Source organism: Mesorhizobium sp. WSM4823 (assembly GCF_055811195.1).
In genome coordinates this window covers 233662-249305 of sequence record NZ_JBVVQL010000006.1, presented here as the reverse complement: position 1 = coordinate 249305, position 15644 = coordinate 233662, and the positions used below count along the sequence as shown (strand labels likewise).

The window sequence follows — 15644 nt, the reverse complement described above, 5'->3', positions numbered from 1 at the left end:
GCGCTCCTGATTCCAACCCGCCACCGCCCTATCCTCCACGGACGGAGGGATGCCAAAACGTGACTGCTCTCTCGAAAAGAGCGACCACGCCATAAAAGACCGAACCCGCAAGTGCTGCAACTGCGATTTCGGCCCAGACCATGTCGATGTTCATCCGTCCGACCTCGGTCGAAATTCGGAATCCCATGCCGACCACCGGCGTGCCGAAGAATTCCGCGACGATCGCGCCGATCAGCGCCAGCGTCGAATTGATCTTCAGCGCGTTGAAGATGAAGGGCGCCGCCGCCGGCAGCCGCAGCTTGAACAGCGTCTGCCAATAGCTCGACGCATAGGTGCGCATCAGGTCGCGTTCCATATGGCCGGAGGCGGCAAGGCCGGCGACCGTATTCACCAGCATCGGAAAGAAAGTCATGATGATGACGACGGCGGCCTTCGACTGCCAGTCGAAGCCGAACCACATGACCATGATCGGCGCCACGCCGATGATCGGCAGCGCCGACACCATGTTGCCGATCGGCAAAAGCCCGCGGCGCAGGAACGGTACTCGATCGGCCGCGATGGCGGCGAGGAAGCCGGCGCCGCTGCCAACCACATAGCCAAAGAGCACCGCCTTGAAGATGGTCTGCCGCACGTCGGCGGCGAGCACCGGCAGCGAATTGGCGATGCGCACGCCGATGGCGCTTGGCGGCGGCAGCAATATGAAAGGAATGCCCGCGCCGCGCGTCACCGCCTCCCAGATGATCAGGATCCAGGCGCCGAAGATCGCCGGGATGATCAGCCTCAAAGCGGTCGCCGCCCAGCGCGAGGTCGGGCGAAGCGCGGACAGGACTGTCACGCAGCGCCAGGCCAGAAGCCATGCGGCAGCAAGCAGCAAATAAAAGGATGCGCGAGCGGTGCCTTCATTGCCGGTTATGCCGGCGAGCAGCAGCCACGCCGCGCCGTGCGCTCCAAGGAAAAGCAATACCACCCCAATCACCGATGGAAAGTTGTCGGCAGCAATTGCAAGGAGCAGCAAGAAGAAGATCAAAGCCGCGGTCGCCGTGCCGTAACCGGGCGTGGCATCGGTAAGCGGCCAAAGAAGGAACGCGCCGGCAAGGAGGGCAAGTGCTGCAAACCCTTGCCAGGAGCGAGGCGTGATTGACGAGAGGGCCAGAGGAGAGCTCACGCCGGCCTCCCGCCCATGGCGCGGTCGACGATGCGACCGGCGATGCCGACGACCATCACCAGCAGCGCCGCCACGACCGAGCCGGCCACTAACGCCGACCAGATGTCGATGGTCTGGCTATAATAGGCGCCGGCGAGCAGCTTGGCGCCGATGCCGGCGACGGCACCGGTCGGCAGTTCACCGACGATGGCGCCGACCAGGCTGGCGGCGACCGCCACCTTCATCGAGGTGAACAGGAACGGCACCGACGCCGGCACCCGCAATTTCCAGAAGGTCTGCGAGGGGCTGGCATTGTAGGTGTGCATCAGATCGAGATGGGTGAGTTCGGGCGAACGCAGCCCCTTGACCATGCCGACGGCCACCGGGAAGAACGACAGATACGTCGAGATCAGCGCCTTCGGGATCAGGCCAGTGACGCCGATCGCCGCCAGCACGACGATGATCATCGGCGCCACCGCCAGTATCGGAATGGTCTGCGAGGCGATGATCCACGGCATCAGGCTGCGGTCGAGCGTCGCCACATGCACGATGCCGACGGCGATGACGATGCCGAGCGCAGTGCCAAAGGCGAAGCCGAGCAGCGTCGAAGACAGCGTCACCCAGGCATTGTAGACAAGGCTGCGGTTACTGGTGACCTTGCGCAGAAAAGTGTTCTCGAAGAAATTCACCGCCACCTGATGCGGCGCCGGCAGCGTCGGCTTCGGCTGCGACATCGTCTTGCCGATGAATTCCACAACGTCAGGCGTCTCGCCGGCACGGCGGTCGAGATCGCGCTGGAACGGCGCGTTGAGGATGACGGCAAAGACGTACCAGACGACCACCACGCCCAAGAGGATCGAGGTCACCGGGATGAGCTTGTCGCGAAAGGAGTCCATCTAGCGCTGCCCTCCTCTCCCTAATGGGAGAGAGCAACGATACCTATTCTTCGTCGTCCTAGGGTGGGCAAGCCGCAAAGCGGCGTGCGTAGAGGGAGAGGCCAACCACGTCTTCGTCATCCTAGGGCGGAGCAAGGAGCGAAGCGACGCAGCGCAGACCCTAGGATCCATGCCGTTACCTTCCCGCTCCGCTGCGATGCTGAAAATGGCTCCCTCCGCGCCGCTCTGTTTGGCGCTTATTCTCGACCGTTTGCGCCCTTCGGCCAATGTCACGGCATGGATCCTAGGGTCTGCGCACGCCGCTTCGCGGCTGCTTCGCCCTAGGATGACGAAGGCAGGGTCAGCCGCTCGCCGGTGAGGGAGCTCAATCCTCATAGCTGTGTCCTGCCCTGAGCCCGTCACGTACGCGCGCTGCGATCGCCAGAAATTCCGGCGTCTCGCGGATGTCGAGCGGCCGCTTCTTCGGCAGCGTCGATTCGATGACGTCGCTGACGCGACCCGGACGCGGCGACATGACGACGATGCGTGTCGACAGATACACCGCCTCGGGAATGGAATGGGTGACGAAGCAGATGGTCTTGTTGGTCCGCTCCCAAAGCTCCAGCAGCTGTTCATTGAGGTGGTCGCGCACGATCTCGTCCAGCGCGCCGAACGGCTCGTCCATCAACAGAAGATCGGCGTCGAAGGCCAGCGCCCGCGCGATCGAGGCGCGCTGCTGCATGCCGCCGGAAAGCTGCCAAGGGTATTTCTGCTCGAAGCCGGGCAGATTGACCAGATCGAGCGTGCGCTTGATACGCGCTGTCTGCTCTGCCTTGGATAGGCCCATGATCTCCAGCGGCAGCGCCACATTGCGCGAGATCGTGCGCCACGGATAAAGTGCGGCCGCCTGAAAGACATAGCCATAGGCGCGGCTCTGACGCGCCTGCTCGGGCGTCATGCCGTTGACTGAGATGGTTCCGGACGTCGGTTTCTCAAGATCGGCGATGACCCGCAGCAAGGTCGTCTTGCCGCAGCCGGATGGCCCTATGAAGGAGACGAACTCGCCTTTGCCGATGGTCAGATCGACATTGGACAACGCTTGCACCGGACCGTCGCTGGTCTGGAAGGTCAGGCCGAGCTTGCTTGCCGAAACGACGGCTGGCGATGCTCCCGTCATCGGCCGCAGCCTGCCTTTTCGCACCGTTGCCGCGCCTGCTGCAATCCAGTTGATCTTTCCCCGATGTTGCTTTCCACTCGCCCTGTCCTATCCGGCTGAGAGTTCCCACTCGATCGAGAGTCGCCCCGATGTCGTCCAAACCCACTTGTCATCTTATCCGCCCTGAAAGCTCTTATGAAGGCAAGCAGGGACTGAGTTATTTCACCGGCATCGCCGCCGAGACAGTCGGCTCTACCGGCATCTGCATGCATATTCTCACCATGCCGCCCGGCGCCCGCGCCAAGGCGCACCTGCATGAAAGCCATGAGACGGCGATCTATGTGCTCTCCGGCGAGGTCCATACCTGGTATGGCGACCGGCTCGAACAGCACATTGTCGTCAAGGCCGGCGACCTCTTCTACATCCCGGCCGGCGTCCCGCACCTGCCCGCCAATCTGAGCCACAGCCCCTCTTCGGCGGTCATCGCCCGCACCGATCCCAACGAGCAGGAAAGCGTCGCTCTGCTGCCGGAACTGGATGCGCTGGTCGCCTGAGGCGAAAACCAAGCAGCTCACACCCCGGTCGCCGGAATGCCTGTGCGTTCCACCTTGCGCGGCGCGGAAATCTCCTTCCACGTCGACAGCGCCCGGTTGACCGCTGCATTCGGCTCACGAGCGACAAACTCGCCATGGCCGGGCTTCGCCTTGACCTCAGCCTCCTGGATCGACAGTTCGCCGCGCGAAAAGACGAAGCGCGGCAGGCCGGTTACCTCAAAACCTTCGAAGACGTTGTAGTCGATCACCGACTGCTGTTTCTTAGCCGTGATCTTCTTCTTGCGCTTCGGGTCCCAGACCACGATATCGGCGTCCGCACCCTCAACGATGGCGCCCTTCTTCGGATACATGTTGAGGATCTTCGCGATGTTGGTCGAGGTCACCGCGACGAATTCGTTCATCGTCAGCCGGCCGGTGTTGACGCCCGTCGACCATAGCACCGGCAAGCGGTCCTCGAGCCCGCCGGTGCCGTTCGGGATCTTGGTGAAATCGCCGACGCCGTTGCGCTTTTGGCTGGTGGTGAAGGCGCAATGGTCGGTCGCCACCACTTGCAGCGATCCGGCCTGCAGGCCGGCCCACAGCGAATCCTGGTGCAGTTTGTTGCGGAAGGGCGGGCTCATCACGCGCCGCGCCGCATGGTCCCAGTCCTTGTTGAAATATTCGCTCTCGTCGAGCGTCAGATGCTGGATCAAGGGCTCGCCGAACACCCGCATGCCCTTCTGGCGCGCCCGGCGAATGGCTTCATGGGCCTGCTCGCAGGAGACATGCACGACATAGAGCGGCACGCCGGCCATGTCGGCAATCATGATGGCGCGGTTGGTCGCCTCGCCTTCGACCTCCGGCGGGCGCGAATAGGCATGCCCCTCCGGGCCGTTATTGCCGGCGGCCAGAAGCTTCTGCGAAAGCGCCGCCACCACGTCGCCATTCTCGGCATGAACCAGTGGCAGCGCGCCGAGATCGGCGCAGCGCTGGAACGACGAATACATCTCGTCGTCGTCGACCATCAGCGCGCCCTTATAGGCCATGAAGTGCTTGAACGAGGTTATGCCCTTGTCGACGACATCAGCCATCTCGTCGAACACCTGCTTGCCCCACCAGGTGATCGCCATGTGGAAGGAATAGTCGCAGGCTGCTTTCGAGGTCTTGTTGTCCCACATCTGCAAGGCCTCAAGCAGCGACTGCTGCGGCGAAGGCAGGCAGAAATCGACCACCATTGTCGTGCCGCCAGACAAGGCCGCGCGAGTGCCGGATTCGAAATCGTCGGCCGAATACGTGCCCATGAACGGCATTTCGAGATGGGTGTGCGGATCGATGCCACCCGGCATGACATAGCAGCCGGTGGCGTCGAACTCGTGGTCGCCATGCAGATCCGGGCCGATGGCGATGATCTTGCCGTGCTTGAACAACACGTCGGCCTTCCAGGTGCGGTCGGCCGTGACGATGGTACCATTCTTGATGACTTTGCTCATCCGCGGCTCTCCTACAGCCTAATACATTGCACATGCGTACGCGAAGCCACGCTTATACTCAGTCCAATTGTTGTTTACGGGATCAAAAATAGCGTAGACCGGATATGGTGCGACTATCGTCATTATAACGGACTTGCCGTCTGTATATATATTCATCGGATTGAGGGTTGATACGGTAGACGGAACGGGGAACATCTGAAAACTCCTGGAGTCAGTCATATCGATTTTGAAGAAAACCGACATTGAAACCGGGTATTTTGATGTCGACAGGTCGAATGAAACCGTATTGCTTGTAGAGCTATCTATCTGAATTGTGTTTGAGCAGGAAAAACTTAGACTACTGACTGCGCCGGCATTTGTATTGATCACTGGCTCCTTTGGCAGGAGTTGCAGCGCCAGAGGCATTACGGCTGCGATCAAGGCAGCGATCGCTGTAAGCAAGGCCGCAATCGTCGTCGGCCTTAACCAGCTTCTATCCGGCTCCGTCTGCTGCTGCCTCGCCCGCGCCATCTCGATACTCAGTCGAATGAAGCAGGAGGTAGAAAAGCGGTGCTGGATTTGGCCCTGATATGTCGACCCCGTCGGGCGGTCAACCACTTCAGAGTTGTTTCAAGCCGCTTCACCCTACGATCTCCGCCGTCTCCACCACCGCATGGAACAGCACATCCGCGCCCGCCGCCGCCCATTCCTTGGTGATCTCCTCGGCCTCGTTGTGGCTGAGCCCGTCGACGCAAGGGCACATCACCATTGCGGTGGGCGCAACGCGGTTGATCCAGCAGGCATCATGGCCGGCGCCGGAGACGATGTTGCGATGCGTGTAGCCCAGGCGCTCCGCCGCATCCCGCACAGCCTTGACGCAGCCCGGGTCGAAAGTGACCGGATCGAAATGGCCGACCTGATCGATCTTGTATTTGATGTCGAGCGCCTCGCAGATCGTGTCGATGCCTTCGCGGATGCGCCCATCCATCGCGTCCAGCACTTCCTTTTCCGGCGAGCGGATGTCGATGGTGAACACGGTGCGGCCGGCGATGATGTTACGCGAGTTGGGATAGACCTCCATATGGCCGACCGCGCCGACGGCGTCCGGCTGGTAATCCATGGCGATCTCGTGCACCAGCTCGATCACCCGCGCCATGCCGAGCCCGGCATTGCGGCGTTTTGGCATCGGCGTCGAGCCGGTGTGCGCCTCCTTGCCAGTCAGCGTCACCTGCAGCCATTTCAATCCCTGGCCATGGGTGACGACACCGATGTCGATGCCTTCGTCTTCGAGGATCGGTCCTTGCTCTATATGCAGTTCGAAGAAGGCGTGGATCTTGCGATCACCGACTTTCTCGGTGCCCTTCCAGCCGATGCGTTCGAGCTCCTCGCCGAATTTCTTGCCGTCCTTGTCGACATGCGAATAGACATCGGCCTGGTCGAGGACGCCGGCGAAGACACCGGATGCCATCATCGCCGGCGCAAAGCGCGCGCCTTCCTCGTTCGTCCAGTTGGTGACGACAATCGGATGCTTGGTCATGATGCCGAGCTCGTTGAGCGAGCGCACGATCTCCAACCCGCCAAGCACGCCGAGCACGCCGTCATATTTGCCGCCGGTCGGCTGGGTGTCGAGATGGCTGCCGACAAAGACCGGCGGCAGATCAGGGTCGGTGCCTTCGCGGCGGGCAAACATCGTGCCCATCTCGTCGAGGCCCATTTCGAGGCCGGCCGCCTCGCACCAGCGCTTGAACAGATGCCGCCCCTGGCCGTCCGCGTCGGTCAACGTCTGGCGATTGTTGCCGCCGGCAATGCCGGGACCGATCTTCGCCATCTCCATTATCGAATCCCACAAACGGTCTGAATTGATTCGCAGATTCTCGCCGGGTGCGGCCATTCAAAACCTCATCTATTGCGCGGCGTCCCCCTCCCCCTCGAGGGGAGGGTGGCCGCGAAGCGGTCGGGTGGGGTCGCCGAACATGAGTGCGACCTGCTCCTTGACCACCTGCGCCACATGCCAAGCACTGTCTATGACATCGGGCTCATCGACGCGAAAGATATCGAACCCGATCGATCGCAAATAGGCGTCACGGACAGCGTCATGCCGTTTGCCCCTCTCCTGTTCGTGCAAGTCGCCATCCACTTCCACCACCAGCTTTACCGCAAGACAAGCGAAGTCGACGATATAGGGTCCGATCGGGCACTGGCGGCGGAACTTGAACCCGCCCGATTTCAATTCGCGCAGTTCATACCACAGCAGGGATTCGCCCTTGGTCGCATGAACTCGAAGCGCCCGCGCCTTTTGGCGCATTTCGAAACTCACGCGGGTACCGGGCATCAGAAGCGAACTCGCAGCAAAAGATCAGGTCGGCGCGCGCCGCCACCGACCCCACCCGACCGCTTCGCGGCCACCCTCCCCTCAAGGGGGAGGGAAAGCTGCGCCCAGTTTCTCAATCCACTGCCCTCAGCACTTCACGCACATGGTCGATCAATTCATTGATCTGGCCCTTGGTGATGATCAGCGGCGGCGACAGCGCGATGATGTCGCCGGTGGTGCGGATCAGGGTGCCGCGCTCGAACGCTTTGACGAAAGCCGAGAAGGCGCGCTTGGTCGGGCTGCCGGGAATGGGCGCCAGCTCGATCGCGCCGATCAGGCCGATGTTTCGGATATCGATGACGTTCGGCTCGCCCTTGAGCGAGTGCAGCGCGTCTTCCCAATACGGGGCCAGTTCCTCGCCACGGGTGAGCAAGCCCTCTTCCTTGTAGGTGTCGAGCGTGCCGAGTGCGGCCGCGCAGGCGATTGGATTGCCCGAATAGGTATAGCCGTGGAAGAACTCGATCATGTGCTCGGGGCCGGTCATGAAGGCGTCGTGGATTTCCTTCTTGACGAACACCGCGCCCATCGGGATGACGCCGTTGGAGACGCCCTTGGCGGTCGTCATGATGTCGGGCGTGACGCCGAAATAGTCGGCGGCGAACGGCGTGCCGAGCCGGCCGAAACCGGTGATGACCTCGTCGAAGATCAGAAGGATGCCATGCTTGGTGCAGATCTCGCGCAGCTTCTCGAGATAACCTTTCGGCGGCAGGATGACGCCTGTGGAACCGGCCACCGGCTCGACGATGACGGCCGCGATGGTCGAGGCGTCGTGCAGCGCGACGATGCGCTCCAGCTCGTTGGCCAATTCCGCGCCATGTTCGGGCACGCCCTTGGTGAACGAATTCTTCTCCGGCAGATGCGTGTGCGGCATGTGGTCGACGCCGCCGAGCAGTGTGCCGAACATCTTGCGATTGGTGACGATGCCGCCGACCGAGATGCCGCCGAAATTGACGCCGTGATAGCCGCGCTCGCGGCCGATCAGGCGGGTGCGCGAGCCCTCGCCTTTGGCGCGGTGATAGGCGATCGCCATCTTCAGCGCGGTCTCGACCGATTCCGATCCGGAATTGGTAAAGAACACATGGTCCATGCCCTTCGGCGCGATGTCGACCAGGCGGTTCGCCAGCTCGAAGACGATCGGATGGCCCATCTGGAAGGCCGGCGCATAGTCGAGTTCGGCGGCCTGTTGCTGGATCGCCTCGGTGATCTTCGGCCGGCAGTGGCCGGCATTGACGCACCACAGGCCGGCGGTGCCGTCGAGAACCTTGCGTCCGTCGCTCGTCGTGTAATGCATGTCCTTGGCGGACACCATCATGCGAGGCGCCTGTTTGAACTGCCGGTTTGCCGTGAATGGCATCCAGAATGCGCTGAGATCGTTCGGCGTGACTTTCAGCCGGTTGGACATGACCAAGACTTCCCCTTGTAACCTGTTTCGGTGCGGCTAACGCTTGGTCTTCCCGACACTTGGTCTCTGCTGCGTTTTCATGCTACGCAAATTTTGACCGATTGGACAAACGTTAGCACCGCCCTGTCGGCGGTCAAGGGATTACTAGCGGAAATGCGGCATCTGAAGCGCGCTCCACAGGCCGGAGAAAAACTGGTCCAGAGAATTGGTCCAGATGGCCCTCGCGGCCCAGATGACCTTCGCGGCAATGTCCTGCGGGGATGACGGCCGACATGGACACCCCTGCCCCTCGCCGCACCCGCATCCAGCAGGAAAAGCGCGAACTCATCCTGGAGGCGGCGCTCGAAGTCTTCTCGACCAACGGCTTTCGCGGTTCGACCATCGACCAGATCGCCGAAGCCGCAGGGATGTCGAAGCCGAACCTGCTCTACTATTTCCGCCGCAAGGAAGACATTCACGAGACGCTGATGCAGCGACTTCTGGACACCTGGCTGGCGCCGCTGCGCGAACTCGACGATATCGGAGACCCCCTGACCGAATTGCGCAGCTACATCAGGCGCAAGCTCGAAATGGCGCGCGATTTCCCAAGGGAAAGCCGCCTGTTCGCCAACGAAATCCTGCAGGGCGCGCCCCGCATCATGCCGCTGCTGGAAGGCGAGTTGAAGACGCTGGTCGACGAGAAGGCTGCCGTTATCAAGAGCTGGATGCGCGCGGGCAAGATCGCCCGCACCGACCCCTGGCACCTGATCTTTTCGATCTGGGCGACGACGCAGCATTATGCCGATTTCGACGTTCAGGTCCGCGCCGTGCTCGGTCCCAACCGCGGCGGTGACGGCCGCTTCGAGGATGCGGCACGATTTCTGGAACAGCTGTTCATCGACGGGCTGAAGCCGAAGGGCTGACGCCTCGTAAAAATAGGCCAAAGGAAAGTAATTTACCGGTCGTCTGGTTCTTGCTGACCGTGGAGATTGGCCGAGGCCCCCATCACTTCGTCATCCACGGGCGAAGCAAGGAGCGTAGCGACGCGGCGCAGACCCGAGGATCCATGCCGCGACTTCAAAGCTCCGCTACGGTCCAGAATTCTGCATCGCTGCACTCCACGACCAAGGTAACGGCATGGATCCTCGGGTCTCCGCGTCCGCTTCGCTCCCGCTCCGCCCGTGGATGACGAAGCTGAGGGGCTGCAGCCACCAATGTTATGCGCGGCGACGCTCCACCGGCATCGCGTCCAACAATTTCTGCAACTTCGCGATCGAGTTCTGCTCGGCGAGTGGCGTGTAGACGATCAGCTTCATATCCGAGCCGTCGTCGATCGAAAAGCTCATATGCTCGAACGCCATGCTGCCGGCCGTCGGATGTCTGACATGCTTCACACCCGATAGTTCACGAGCCACATCGCGCAACGGCCACCAGGTGCGGAACTCCGGACTTGAACGCGTCATCAGCGCGATCAGCCGCTCGAAATCCGGATCGCCGACATACTTCGCGCTCTCCGCCCGGAACGAAGCGATAACGGCGCGCGCCAGCTCCTCCCAGTCGACCAGCAGGCGCCGGTGATGCGGGCTGGTGAAAACCATGTGGACGATGTTGCGGGCGTCGCCCTCCAGCAGGCCATAGTCGCCGAATACGGCAGCCGCCGCAGGATTCCAGGCCAGCACGTCCCAGCGCCGCCCGACGACATAGGCCGGCTGCAGCACAAGGCTTTGCAGCATGTGCAGCAAGGGGCCGTCGACTTTTTCTGGCGCTTCAACGCGACGCTCCGGCTGCTGGCGGCCGGCGAGAATGAACAGATGCCGTTTTTCGGCCGCGTCGAGGCGCAACGCCTGGCTGAGCGCACTCAGCACCTCAACCGAGGGCCTGACCTCACGCCCCTGCTCCAGCCAGGTGTACCAGGTCGTCCCGACGCCGGCGATCATCGCCACCTCCTCGCGCCGCAGCCCTGGCGTGCGCCGCCTGAGGCCCGTTTGGATACCGGTATCCGACGGCGTCAGCCTTTCGCGCCGCGACCGCAGGAAGGCGCCAAGCTCACGGCGGCGGCTGTCTTCGGCTGAATGCGTCGGGGAATCCATCGGCGCCATTATAGCAGTATCGATACCAGGATAAAGTTTGAACTGTTTGAGGCGTGTCGGATGCCCCATTTTCCACCCAGAGCAACAATGTGGAGGCTCAAGCATGGACCTGAACGACAAGACAATCCTCATTACCGGATCGACCGACGGCGTCGGCCGCATGGTTGGGCAACGGCTCGGCGCCGGCGGCGCGCGTGTCCTGGTGCATGGCCGCGATGCGACACGAGGCAAGGCGACGGTCGCCCAGATCGAAGCTGTTGGCGGCAAGGCCGAGCTTCTCGTCGCCGACTTCTCGTCGCTCGCCGAAGTCCTCCGTCTCGCCGAGGCTGTTCGCGCCCGCACGGACCGGCTCGATATCCTCATCAACAACGCCGGCATCGGCACCGCAGGCACCAAACGACAAGTCAGCGCCGATGGCTACGAACTGCGCTTTGCCGTCAACTATCTCGCCGGCTTCCTGCTCACGTCGGAGCTTCTGCCGCTGCTCAAGGCGAGCGCGCCGGCGCGCATCGTCAACGTCGCCTCGGCCGGCCAGCAGGCGATCGATTTCGACGATGTCATGCTGACCCGCTCCTATGACGGCGTCCGTGCCTACTGCCAGAGCAAGCTGGCGCAGATCATGTTCATCATCGATCTGGCGCAGGAGTTGAAGAACACCGGCGTCACCGTCAACAGCCTGCACCCGGCAAGCTACATGAACACGACCATGGTCCGGCAGGCAGGCGTCACGCCGTGGAGTTCGGTCGAGACCGGCGCTGACGCCATCCTCAACCTCGCTGTATCGCCTGACCTGGAAGAGCGGAGCGGCCTGTATTTTGACGGCCAGACAGAATCTCGCGCCAACGCGCAAGCCTATGACGCGAAGGCGAGACAGCAATTGCGGACCTTGAGCCTCGACTTGGTCGAGCGCTCGATATCGAAGGAACAGCATTCATGACTGACAAGACCCGACATGCCGTGATCATCGGCGGTTCCTCCGGTATCGGCCTTGCCACGGCGCGCAAACTGCTTGGCCCGGGTATGAAAGTGACCATCACCGGCCGCAACCCGGAAAAGCTCAAAGGCGCATGGCACAGCCTTGGCGGTACCGTCGAAAAGGCGGCCTTCGATGCAACGAAACCGGAAGAGATCAGTCGTTTCTTCGACGATCTCGGTCCCTTCGATCACCTGGTGCTCGCCGCCAGCGGCGGCAGGGTATAGGCCCGTTCGAAACGCTTGATTTGGCGGACATCGGCGGTGGCGTCGACGAGAAAGTCCGGCCACAATTGTCTTGCCTGCAAGCCGCCTTGCTGACTCTGAACAAGAGCGGCTCGGTCACCTTCATCTCCGCGGTATCTGCGCAATTGTCAGCACCGGGCGTCGCCGGCATTGCCGCCGTCAATGGCATGCTTTTGACAGTGGTGCCGATCCTGGCGAGGGAGTTGAAGCCTTTGCGCGTCAATGTCGTGGCGCCCGGCGTCATCGACACGCCTTGGTGGGACTTTTTGCCCTCCGAGCAGCGCCAGACGATCTTCGCCGACTATGCCGGCAAGACCCCGGTCGGCCGCATCGGCCGCGCCGAAGACGTCGCCGACGCAATCGCCTTCCTCATCTCCAACAGCTTCATGACGGGCCAGGTGCTGACCTGTGACGGAGGTCTGCGATTTGCCGCATGAGCGGTGGGCGCCCGCACCCGCTATACCGGCTGCGCCACCAGCGCCAGGAACCCTCCAGTCAACGCCACATTGCCGACAAAGCCGTTGATGCGGGACGCGCGCTCGGGTCCTTGATGATCCCAAAAATTGTGGAACATCGGGGTGGCGACGATCAGGAACAGCACCAGGCACAAAGCGGCGGCAGCGGTCCAGATACCTGATATCACCAGCGCTCCGGAGACGACCTGCAGGACGATACCAAGCCACAGCATCAGCCGCGCCTGCGGTACGCCGCGTGCCGCTGTCATCTGGGTCAGGAAGGTTGCGTTCTGGATGTTGCGCAGGCCGGCAAAGACAAAGGCGCCGCCAAGCAGCAGGCGGGCGGCAAACAGAATCTCATTCTCAAAATTTGCCATCATGTTCTTGATCCCCAAACAAAAATGGCACGCGACGCCCAGGCCGCGCGCCGGTTCGCTCGCTCAAGCAGCTTTCGCCGCCGGCATCGGATGAATCGCCTGGAACGGGATGCAAAGCCGGTTCCAGGTGTTGATCATACCAAGCGCGACAGACAGCTTGACCAGTTCCTCTTCCGAGAAATGCTCGAGCGTCCGCGCGTAGAGTTCGTCCGAGACCCCGTTGTCGGCGATCTTCGTCACCGCTTCGGTCCAGGCGAAGGCAGCGCGTTCGCGTTCGGAAAACAGCGGCGATTCCTTCCAGGCCGAGACGAGATAGAGCCGCTGCTCGGTCTCGCCGTCGCGGCGCGCCTCGCGGCTGTGCATCTCGACACAATAGGAGCAGCCATTGATCTGCGATGCTCTGAGCTTGATCAGATGCAGCAGACCCACCTCCAGCCCGCATTCGTCGACCGCCTTGTTGAGCGCCGACACCGCTTTCATGATTTCCGGCGCCTTGGCGAAAAACTGCATTCTCTGTTTCATCGTCTTTCCTTTCACATGCTCATGCTTACTTGGTTGAACTGGATTTCTGCAGCCGCTGATGGCGCTCGACAAAGGCGCAGCTAGCTGCAACCGAACGCGGATCGGCACCGCTCATGAAATCGGACACGATGTCGGACAGCTTTGCCTCGGCGAGTGCCGCGCGATAGGCGCGCTCCGCCTTGAGCATCGCGACGTTGATGCCGCAGGGTTTGACATAGGCGGACGCGTCGAGCTTGGCCGGACCGCGCTGGCGGATCTCGCCGCAGCGGAATGCCGGTTCTTTGCCTTCGACCGCGAGCACGATGTCGAGCAGCGTTATGCGACCGGCCGGCCGCGCCAGCCGGTAGCCGCCGGCCGGTCCAGGGACGGATTCCAGGACGCGCGCCGCCGTCAGCATGTTGAGATGCTTCAAGAGATAGCTTGGCGACAGGCCAAAGGCTTCCGCCATGGCGGCGCCCGACAGGGTCGCTTCGCCTTCGACGCCGGCGAGCATTGCGGCGCAATGGATTGCTGCTTCCACGCCTTCACCCAGCTTCATTGGCGTGCCTCCTAATCCTGGATATATATTATCGTGGATACATCTTATCTTCAATAGAAAAGTGGAGTATCTCCACATGTTCGCGATGGCGACACGAGTGAGGTTTCTGAGGCGCAAAGGTTCGGCACACAGCGGTGCGCAGGACTTGGGCTCCTCGCCCCGCAGGGCGGGGAGAGGAACCCAATTCTGCGAAGGCAGCCTACTCTGCCGCCACCTTGGCCATCGGGTTGTTGGGATGCGTCGTCCAGTTGGCGTAGACCGGCGACACCGGTCGACCGGTGCGCTGGTCCATCACGCCGGCCGCCAGCGGCTCCATGGTGATGCAGTTCTCGACGGGGCAGACATTGACGCAGAGATTGCAGCCGACGCATTCGGCCTCGATCACCTCGAAATGCCTGACGCCGTCCACCATGCTGGTGATCGCCTGGTGCGAGGTGTCCTCGCAGGCGATGTGGCAGCGGCCGCATTTGATGCAGGCCTCCTGGTCGATATGCGCCTTGGCGATGTAATTGAGGTTGAGATACTGCCAGTCGGTGACGTTGGGCGTGGCGCGGCCGATAATGTCGTCCAGCGAGGCGTGTCCCTTCTCGTCCATCCAGTTTTCCAGGCCGGCGATCATCTCCTGCACGATCTTGAAGCCATAGGTCATCGCCGCTGTGCACACCTGCACATTGCCGGCGCCTAGCGCCATGAATTCGGCAGCGTCGCGCCATGTCGTGATGCCGCCGATACCGGAGATCGGCAGCCCATGCGTTTCCGGATCGCGGGCGATCTCGGCGACCATGTTCATGGCGATCGGCTTCACCGCCGGGCCGCAATAGCCGCCATGCGAACCCTTGCCGTCAATTGTCGGTTCCGGTGCGAAACTATCGAGATTGACGCCGGTGATCGAATTGATGGTGTTGATCAGCGATACCGCATCCGTGCCGCCGGCAAGTGCGGCGCGCGCCGGCTTGCGCACATCGGTGATGTTGGGCGTCAGCTTGGTGATAACAGGCATGCGGGTGTTGGCTTTGCACCAGCGCACCACCATTTCGATATATTCCGGCACCTGGCCGACGGCGGCACCCATGCCGCGCTCCGACATGCCGTGCGGGCAGCCGAAATTGAGCTCGATGCCGTCGGCGCCGGTCTCCTCGACCACCGGCAGGATCGCCTTCCACGCGTGCTCCTCGCACGGCACCATCAGCGAGACGACGATGGCGCGGTCGGGCCAATCCTTCTTGACCTGCTTGATCTCGCGCAAATTGACCTGCAGGTCGCGGTCGGTGATCAGTTCGATGTTGTTCAAGCCGAGCAGGCGCCGATCAGCGCCCCAGATCGCGCCGTAGCGCGGACCGTTGACGTTGACCACCGGCGGCCCCTCTTCGCCAAGCGTCTTCCACACCACGCCGCCCCAGCCCGCTTTAAAGGCGCGGATGACGTTGTAGGCCTTGTCGGTCGGCGGCGCCGAGGCCAGCCAGAACGGATTGGGCGATTTGATGCCGACGAAATTGTTTCTGATGTCTGCCATGC

At 62.1% G+C, this 15644-nt stretch carries 15 protein-coding genes and 1 pseudogene; 4 read left to right on the top strand and 12 right to left on the bottom strand.

Annotated elements, in window-relative coordinates; translation table 11 throughout:
• Positions 1-28: 28 nt before the first annotated feature.
• The 3 genes from AC0L26_RS18130 to AC0L26_RS18120 all read right to left on the bottom strand — a co-directional run bounded on the left by AC0L26_RS18130 (position 29) and on the right by AC0L26_RS18120 (position 3196).
• The gene (locus AC0L26_RS18130) at positions 29-1165 is read right to left on the bottom strand and encodes an ABC transporter permease (RefSeq protein ID WP_473633781.1); all 1137 of its coding nucleotides are present in this window, start codon (positions 1163-1165) and stop codon (positions 29-31) included.
• Positions 1162-2040 carry an ABC transporter permease gene (locus AC0L26_RS18125; RefSeq protein WP_473633780.1) on the bottom strand — a complete coding sequence of 293 codons (879 nt, stop codon included), beginning with the start codon at positions 2038-2040 and terminating at the stop codon, positions 1162-1164. Before AC0L26_RS18125 ends, AC0L26_RS18130 begins: the two co-directional genes overlap by 4 nt.
• Positions 2041-2404: 364 nt before the next feature.
• Positions 2405-3196: an ABC transporter ATP-binding protein gene (locus AC0L26_RS18120; protein WP_473633779.1), complete on the bottom strand. Its 792-nt coding sequence runs from the start codon at positions 3194-3196 to the stop codon at positions 2405-2407.
• 128 nt (positions 3197-3324) lie between these two features.
• On the opposite strand from AC0L26_RS18120, the gene AC0L26_RS18115 reads away from it, so the two are divergent.
• A complete protein-coding gene (locus tag AC0L26_RS18115; RefSeq protein ID WP_473633778.1) occupies positions 3325-3729 on the top strand; it encodes a cupin domain-containing protein in 405 nt (134 codons plus the stop codon).
• 17 nt (positions 3730-3746) lie between these two features.
• Here the strand turns inward: AC0L26_RS18115 and hydA are convergent, their stop codons facing one another.
• The 4 genes from hydA to aptA form a co-directional block, all read right to left on the bottom strand.
• On the bottom strand, positions 3747-5198 hold the full coding sequence (gene hydA, locus AC0L26_RS18110; RefSeq protein ID WP_473633777.1) for a dihydropyrimidinase: 1452 nt from the start codon (positions 5196-5198) through the stop codon (positions 3747-3749).
• A gap of 619 nt (positions 5199-5817) precedes the next feature.
• A complete protein-coding gene (locus AC0L26_RS18105) occupies positions 5818-7068 on the bottom strand; it encodes a Zn-dependent hydrolase (RefSeq protein WP_473633776.1) in 1251 nt (416 codons plus the stop codon).
• Positions 7069-7080: 12 nt separating this feature from the next.
• Entirely contained in the window at positions 7081-7509 is a 429-nt protein-coding gene (locus AC0L26_RS18100) for an endonuclease domain-containing protein (RefSeq protein WP_473633775.1), read from the bottom strand.
• A 112-nt stretch (positions 7510-7621) separates the two neighbouring features.
• Positions 7622-8950: an omega-aminotransferase AptA gene (gene aptA / locus AC0L26_RS18095; RefSeq protein WP_473633774.1), complete on the bottom strand. Its 1329-nt coding sequence runs from the start codon at positions 8948-8950 to the stop codon at positions 7622-7624.
• 272 nt (positions 8951-9222) lie between these two features.
• Between aptA and AC0L26_RS18090 the strand changes: the two genes are divergently transcribed.
• The gene (locus tag AC0L26_RS18090; protein ID WP_473633773.1) at positions 9223-9852 is read left to right on the top strand and encodes a TetR family transcriptional regulator C-terminal domain-containing protein; all 630 of its coding nucleotides are present in this window, start codon (positions 9223-9225) and stop codon (positions 9850-9852) included.
• A 294-nt stretch (positions 9853-10146) separates the two neighbouring features.
• Here AC0L26_RS18090 and AC0L26_RS18085 read toward each other — a convergent pair whose 3' ends face one another.
• On the bottom strand, positions 10147-11019 hold the full coding sequence (locus AC0L26_RS18085) for a helix-turn-helix transcriptional regulator (protein WP_473633772.1): 873 nt from the start codon (positions 11017-11019) through the stop codon (positions 10147-10149).
• Between the two features lie 103 nt (positions 11020-11122).
• Here AC0L26_RS18085 and AC0L26_RS18080 point away from each other — a divergent pair, with 103 nt between their 5' ends.
• Together AC0L26_RS18080 and AC0L26_RS18075 are read left to right on the top strand one after the other, a co-directional pair.
• Complete coding sequence (locus AC0L26_RS18080; protein WP_473633771.1) at positions 11123-11956, top strand: SDR family NAD(P)-dependent oxidoreductase; 834 nt, start codon at positions 11123-11125, stop codon at positions 11954-11956.
• Positions 11953-12674: pseudogene (locus AC0L26_RS18075) on the top strand (SDR family oxidoreductase). The gene AC0L26_RS18080 and the pseudogene AC0L26_RS18075 overlap by 4 nt, the downstream one beginning before the upstream one ends.
• A 20-nt stretch (positions 12675-12694) precedes the next feature.
• Here AC0L26_RS18075 and AC0L26_RS18070 read toward each other — a convergent pair.
• The 4 genes from AC0L26_RS18070 to preA all read right to left on the bottom strand — a co-directional run bounded on the left by AC0L26_RS18070 (position 12695) and on the right by preA (position 15642).
• Positions 12695-13072, bottom strand: coding sequence for a DoxX family protein (locus AC0L26_RS18070; RefSeq protein ID WP_473633770.1), 378 nt, complete (start codon positions 13070-13072; stop codon positions 12695-12697).
• Positions 13073-13132: 60 nt separating this feature from the next.
• On the bottom strand, positions 13133-13591 hold the full coding sequence (locus AC0L26_RS18065) for a carboxymuconolactone decarboxylase family protein (RefSeq protein WP_473633769.1): 459 nt from the start codon (positions 13589-13591) through the stop codon (positions 13133-13135).
• Positions 13592-13616: 25 nt separating this feature from the next.
• Positions 13617-14129 carry an RrF2 family transcriptional regulator gene (locus AC0L26_RS18060; protein WP_473633768.1) on the bottom strand — a complete coding sequence of 171 codons (513 nt, stop codon included), beginning with the start codon at positions 14127-14129 and terminating at the stop codon, positions 13617-13619.
• 199 nt (positions 14130-14328) lie between these two features.
• The gene (gene preA / locus AC0L26_RS18055) at positions 14329-15642 is read right to left on the bottom strand and encodes an NAD-dependent dihydropyrimidine dehydrogenase subunit PreA (RefSeq protein WP_473633767.1); all 1314 of its coding nucleotides are present in this window, start codon (positions 15640-15642) and stop codon (positions 14329-14331) included.
• Positions 15643-15644: the final 2 nt, after the last annotated feature.

What these genes read in the sequence shown, in the direction of transcription:
- AC0L26_RS18115 (WP_473633778.1), top strand. Translation starts at nt 3,325, where the DNA reads ATGTCGTCCAAACCCACTTGTCATCTTATCCGCCCTGAAAGCTCTTAT.
- hydA (WP_473633777.1), bottom strand. Translation starts at nt 5,198, where the DNA reads ATGAGCAAAGTCATCAAGAATGGTACCATCGTCACGGCCGACCGCACC.
- AC0L26_RS18120 (WP_473633779.1), bottom strand. Translation starts at nt 3,196, where the DNA reads ATGACGGGAGCATCGCCAGCCGTCGTTTCGGCAAGCAAGCTCGGCCTG.
- AC0L26_RS18070 (WP_473633770.1), bottom strand. Translation starts at nt 13,072, where the DNA reads ATGATGGCAAATTTTGAGAATGAGATTCTGTTTGCCGCCCGCCTGCTG.
- AC0L26_RS18090 (WP_473633773.1), top strand. Translation starts at nt 9,223, where the DNA reads ATGGACACCCCTGCCCCTCGCCGCACCCGCATCCAGCAGGAAAAGCGC.
- AC0L26_RS18065 (WP_473633769.1), bottom strand. Translation starts at nt 13,591, where the DNA reads ATGAAACAGAGAATGCAGTTTTTCGCCAAGGCGCCGGAAATCATGAAA.
- AC0L26_RS18080 (WP_473633771.1), top strand. Translation starts at nt 11,123, where the DNA reads ATGGACCTGAACGACAAGACAATCCTCATTACCGGATCGACCGACGGC.
- AC0L26_RS18125 (WP_473633780.1), bottom strand. Translation starts at nt 2,040, where the DNA reads ATGGACTCCTTTCGCGACAAGCTCATCCCGGTGACCTCGATCCTCTTG.
- AC0L26_RS18085 (WP_473633772.1), bottom strand. Translation starts at nt 11,019, where the DNA reads ATGGATTCCCCGACGCATTCAGCCGAAGACAGCCGCCGCCGTGAGCTT.
- aptA (WP_473633774.1), bottom strand. Translation starts at nt 8,950, where the DNA reads ATGTCCAACCGGCTGAAAGTCACGCCGAACGATCTCAGCGCATTCTGG.
- AC0L26_RS18100 (WP_473633775.1), bottom strand. Translation starts at nt 7,509, where the DNA reads ATGCCCGGTACCCGCGTGAGTTTCGAAATGCGCCAAAAGGCGCGGGCG.
- AC0L26_RS18105 (WP_473633776.1), bottom strand. Translation starts at nt 7,068, where the DNA reads ATGGCCGCACCCGGCGAGAATCTGCGAATCAATTCAGACCGTTTGTGG.
- preA (WP_473633767.1), bottom strand. Translation starts at nt 15,642, where the DNA reads ATGGCAGACATCAGAAACAATTTCGTCGGCATCAAATCGCCCAATCCG.
- AC0L26_RS18060 (WP_473633768.1), bottom strand. Translation starts at nt 14,129, where the DNA reads ATGAAGCTGGGTGAAGGCGTGGAAGCAGCAATCCATTGCGCCGCAATG.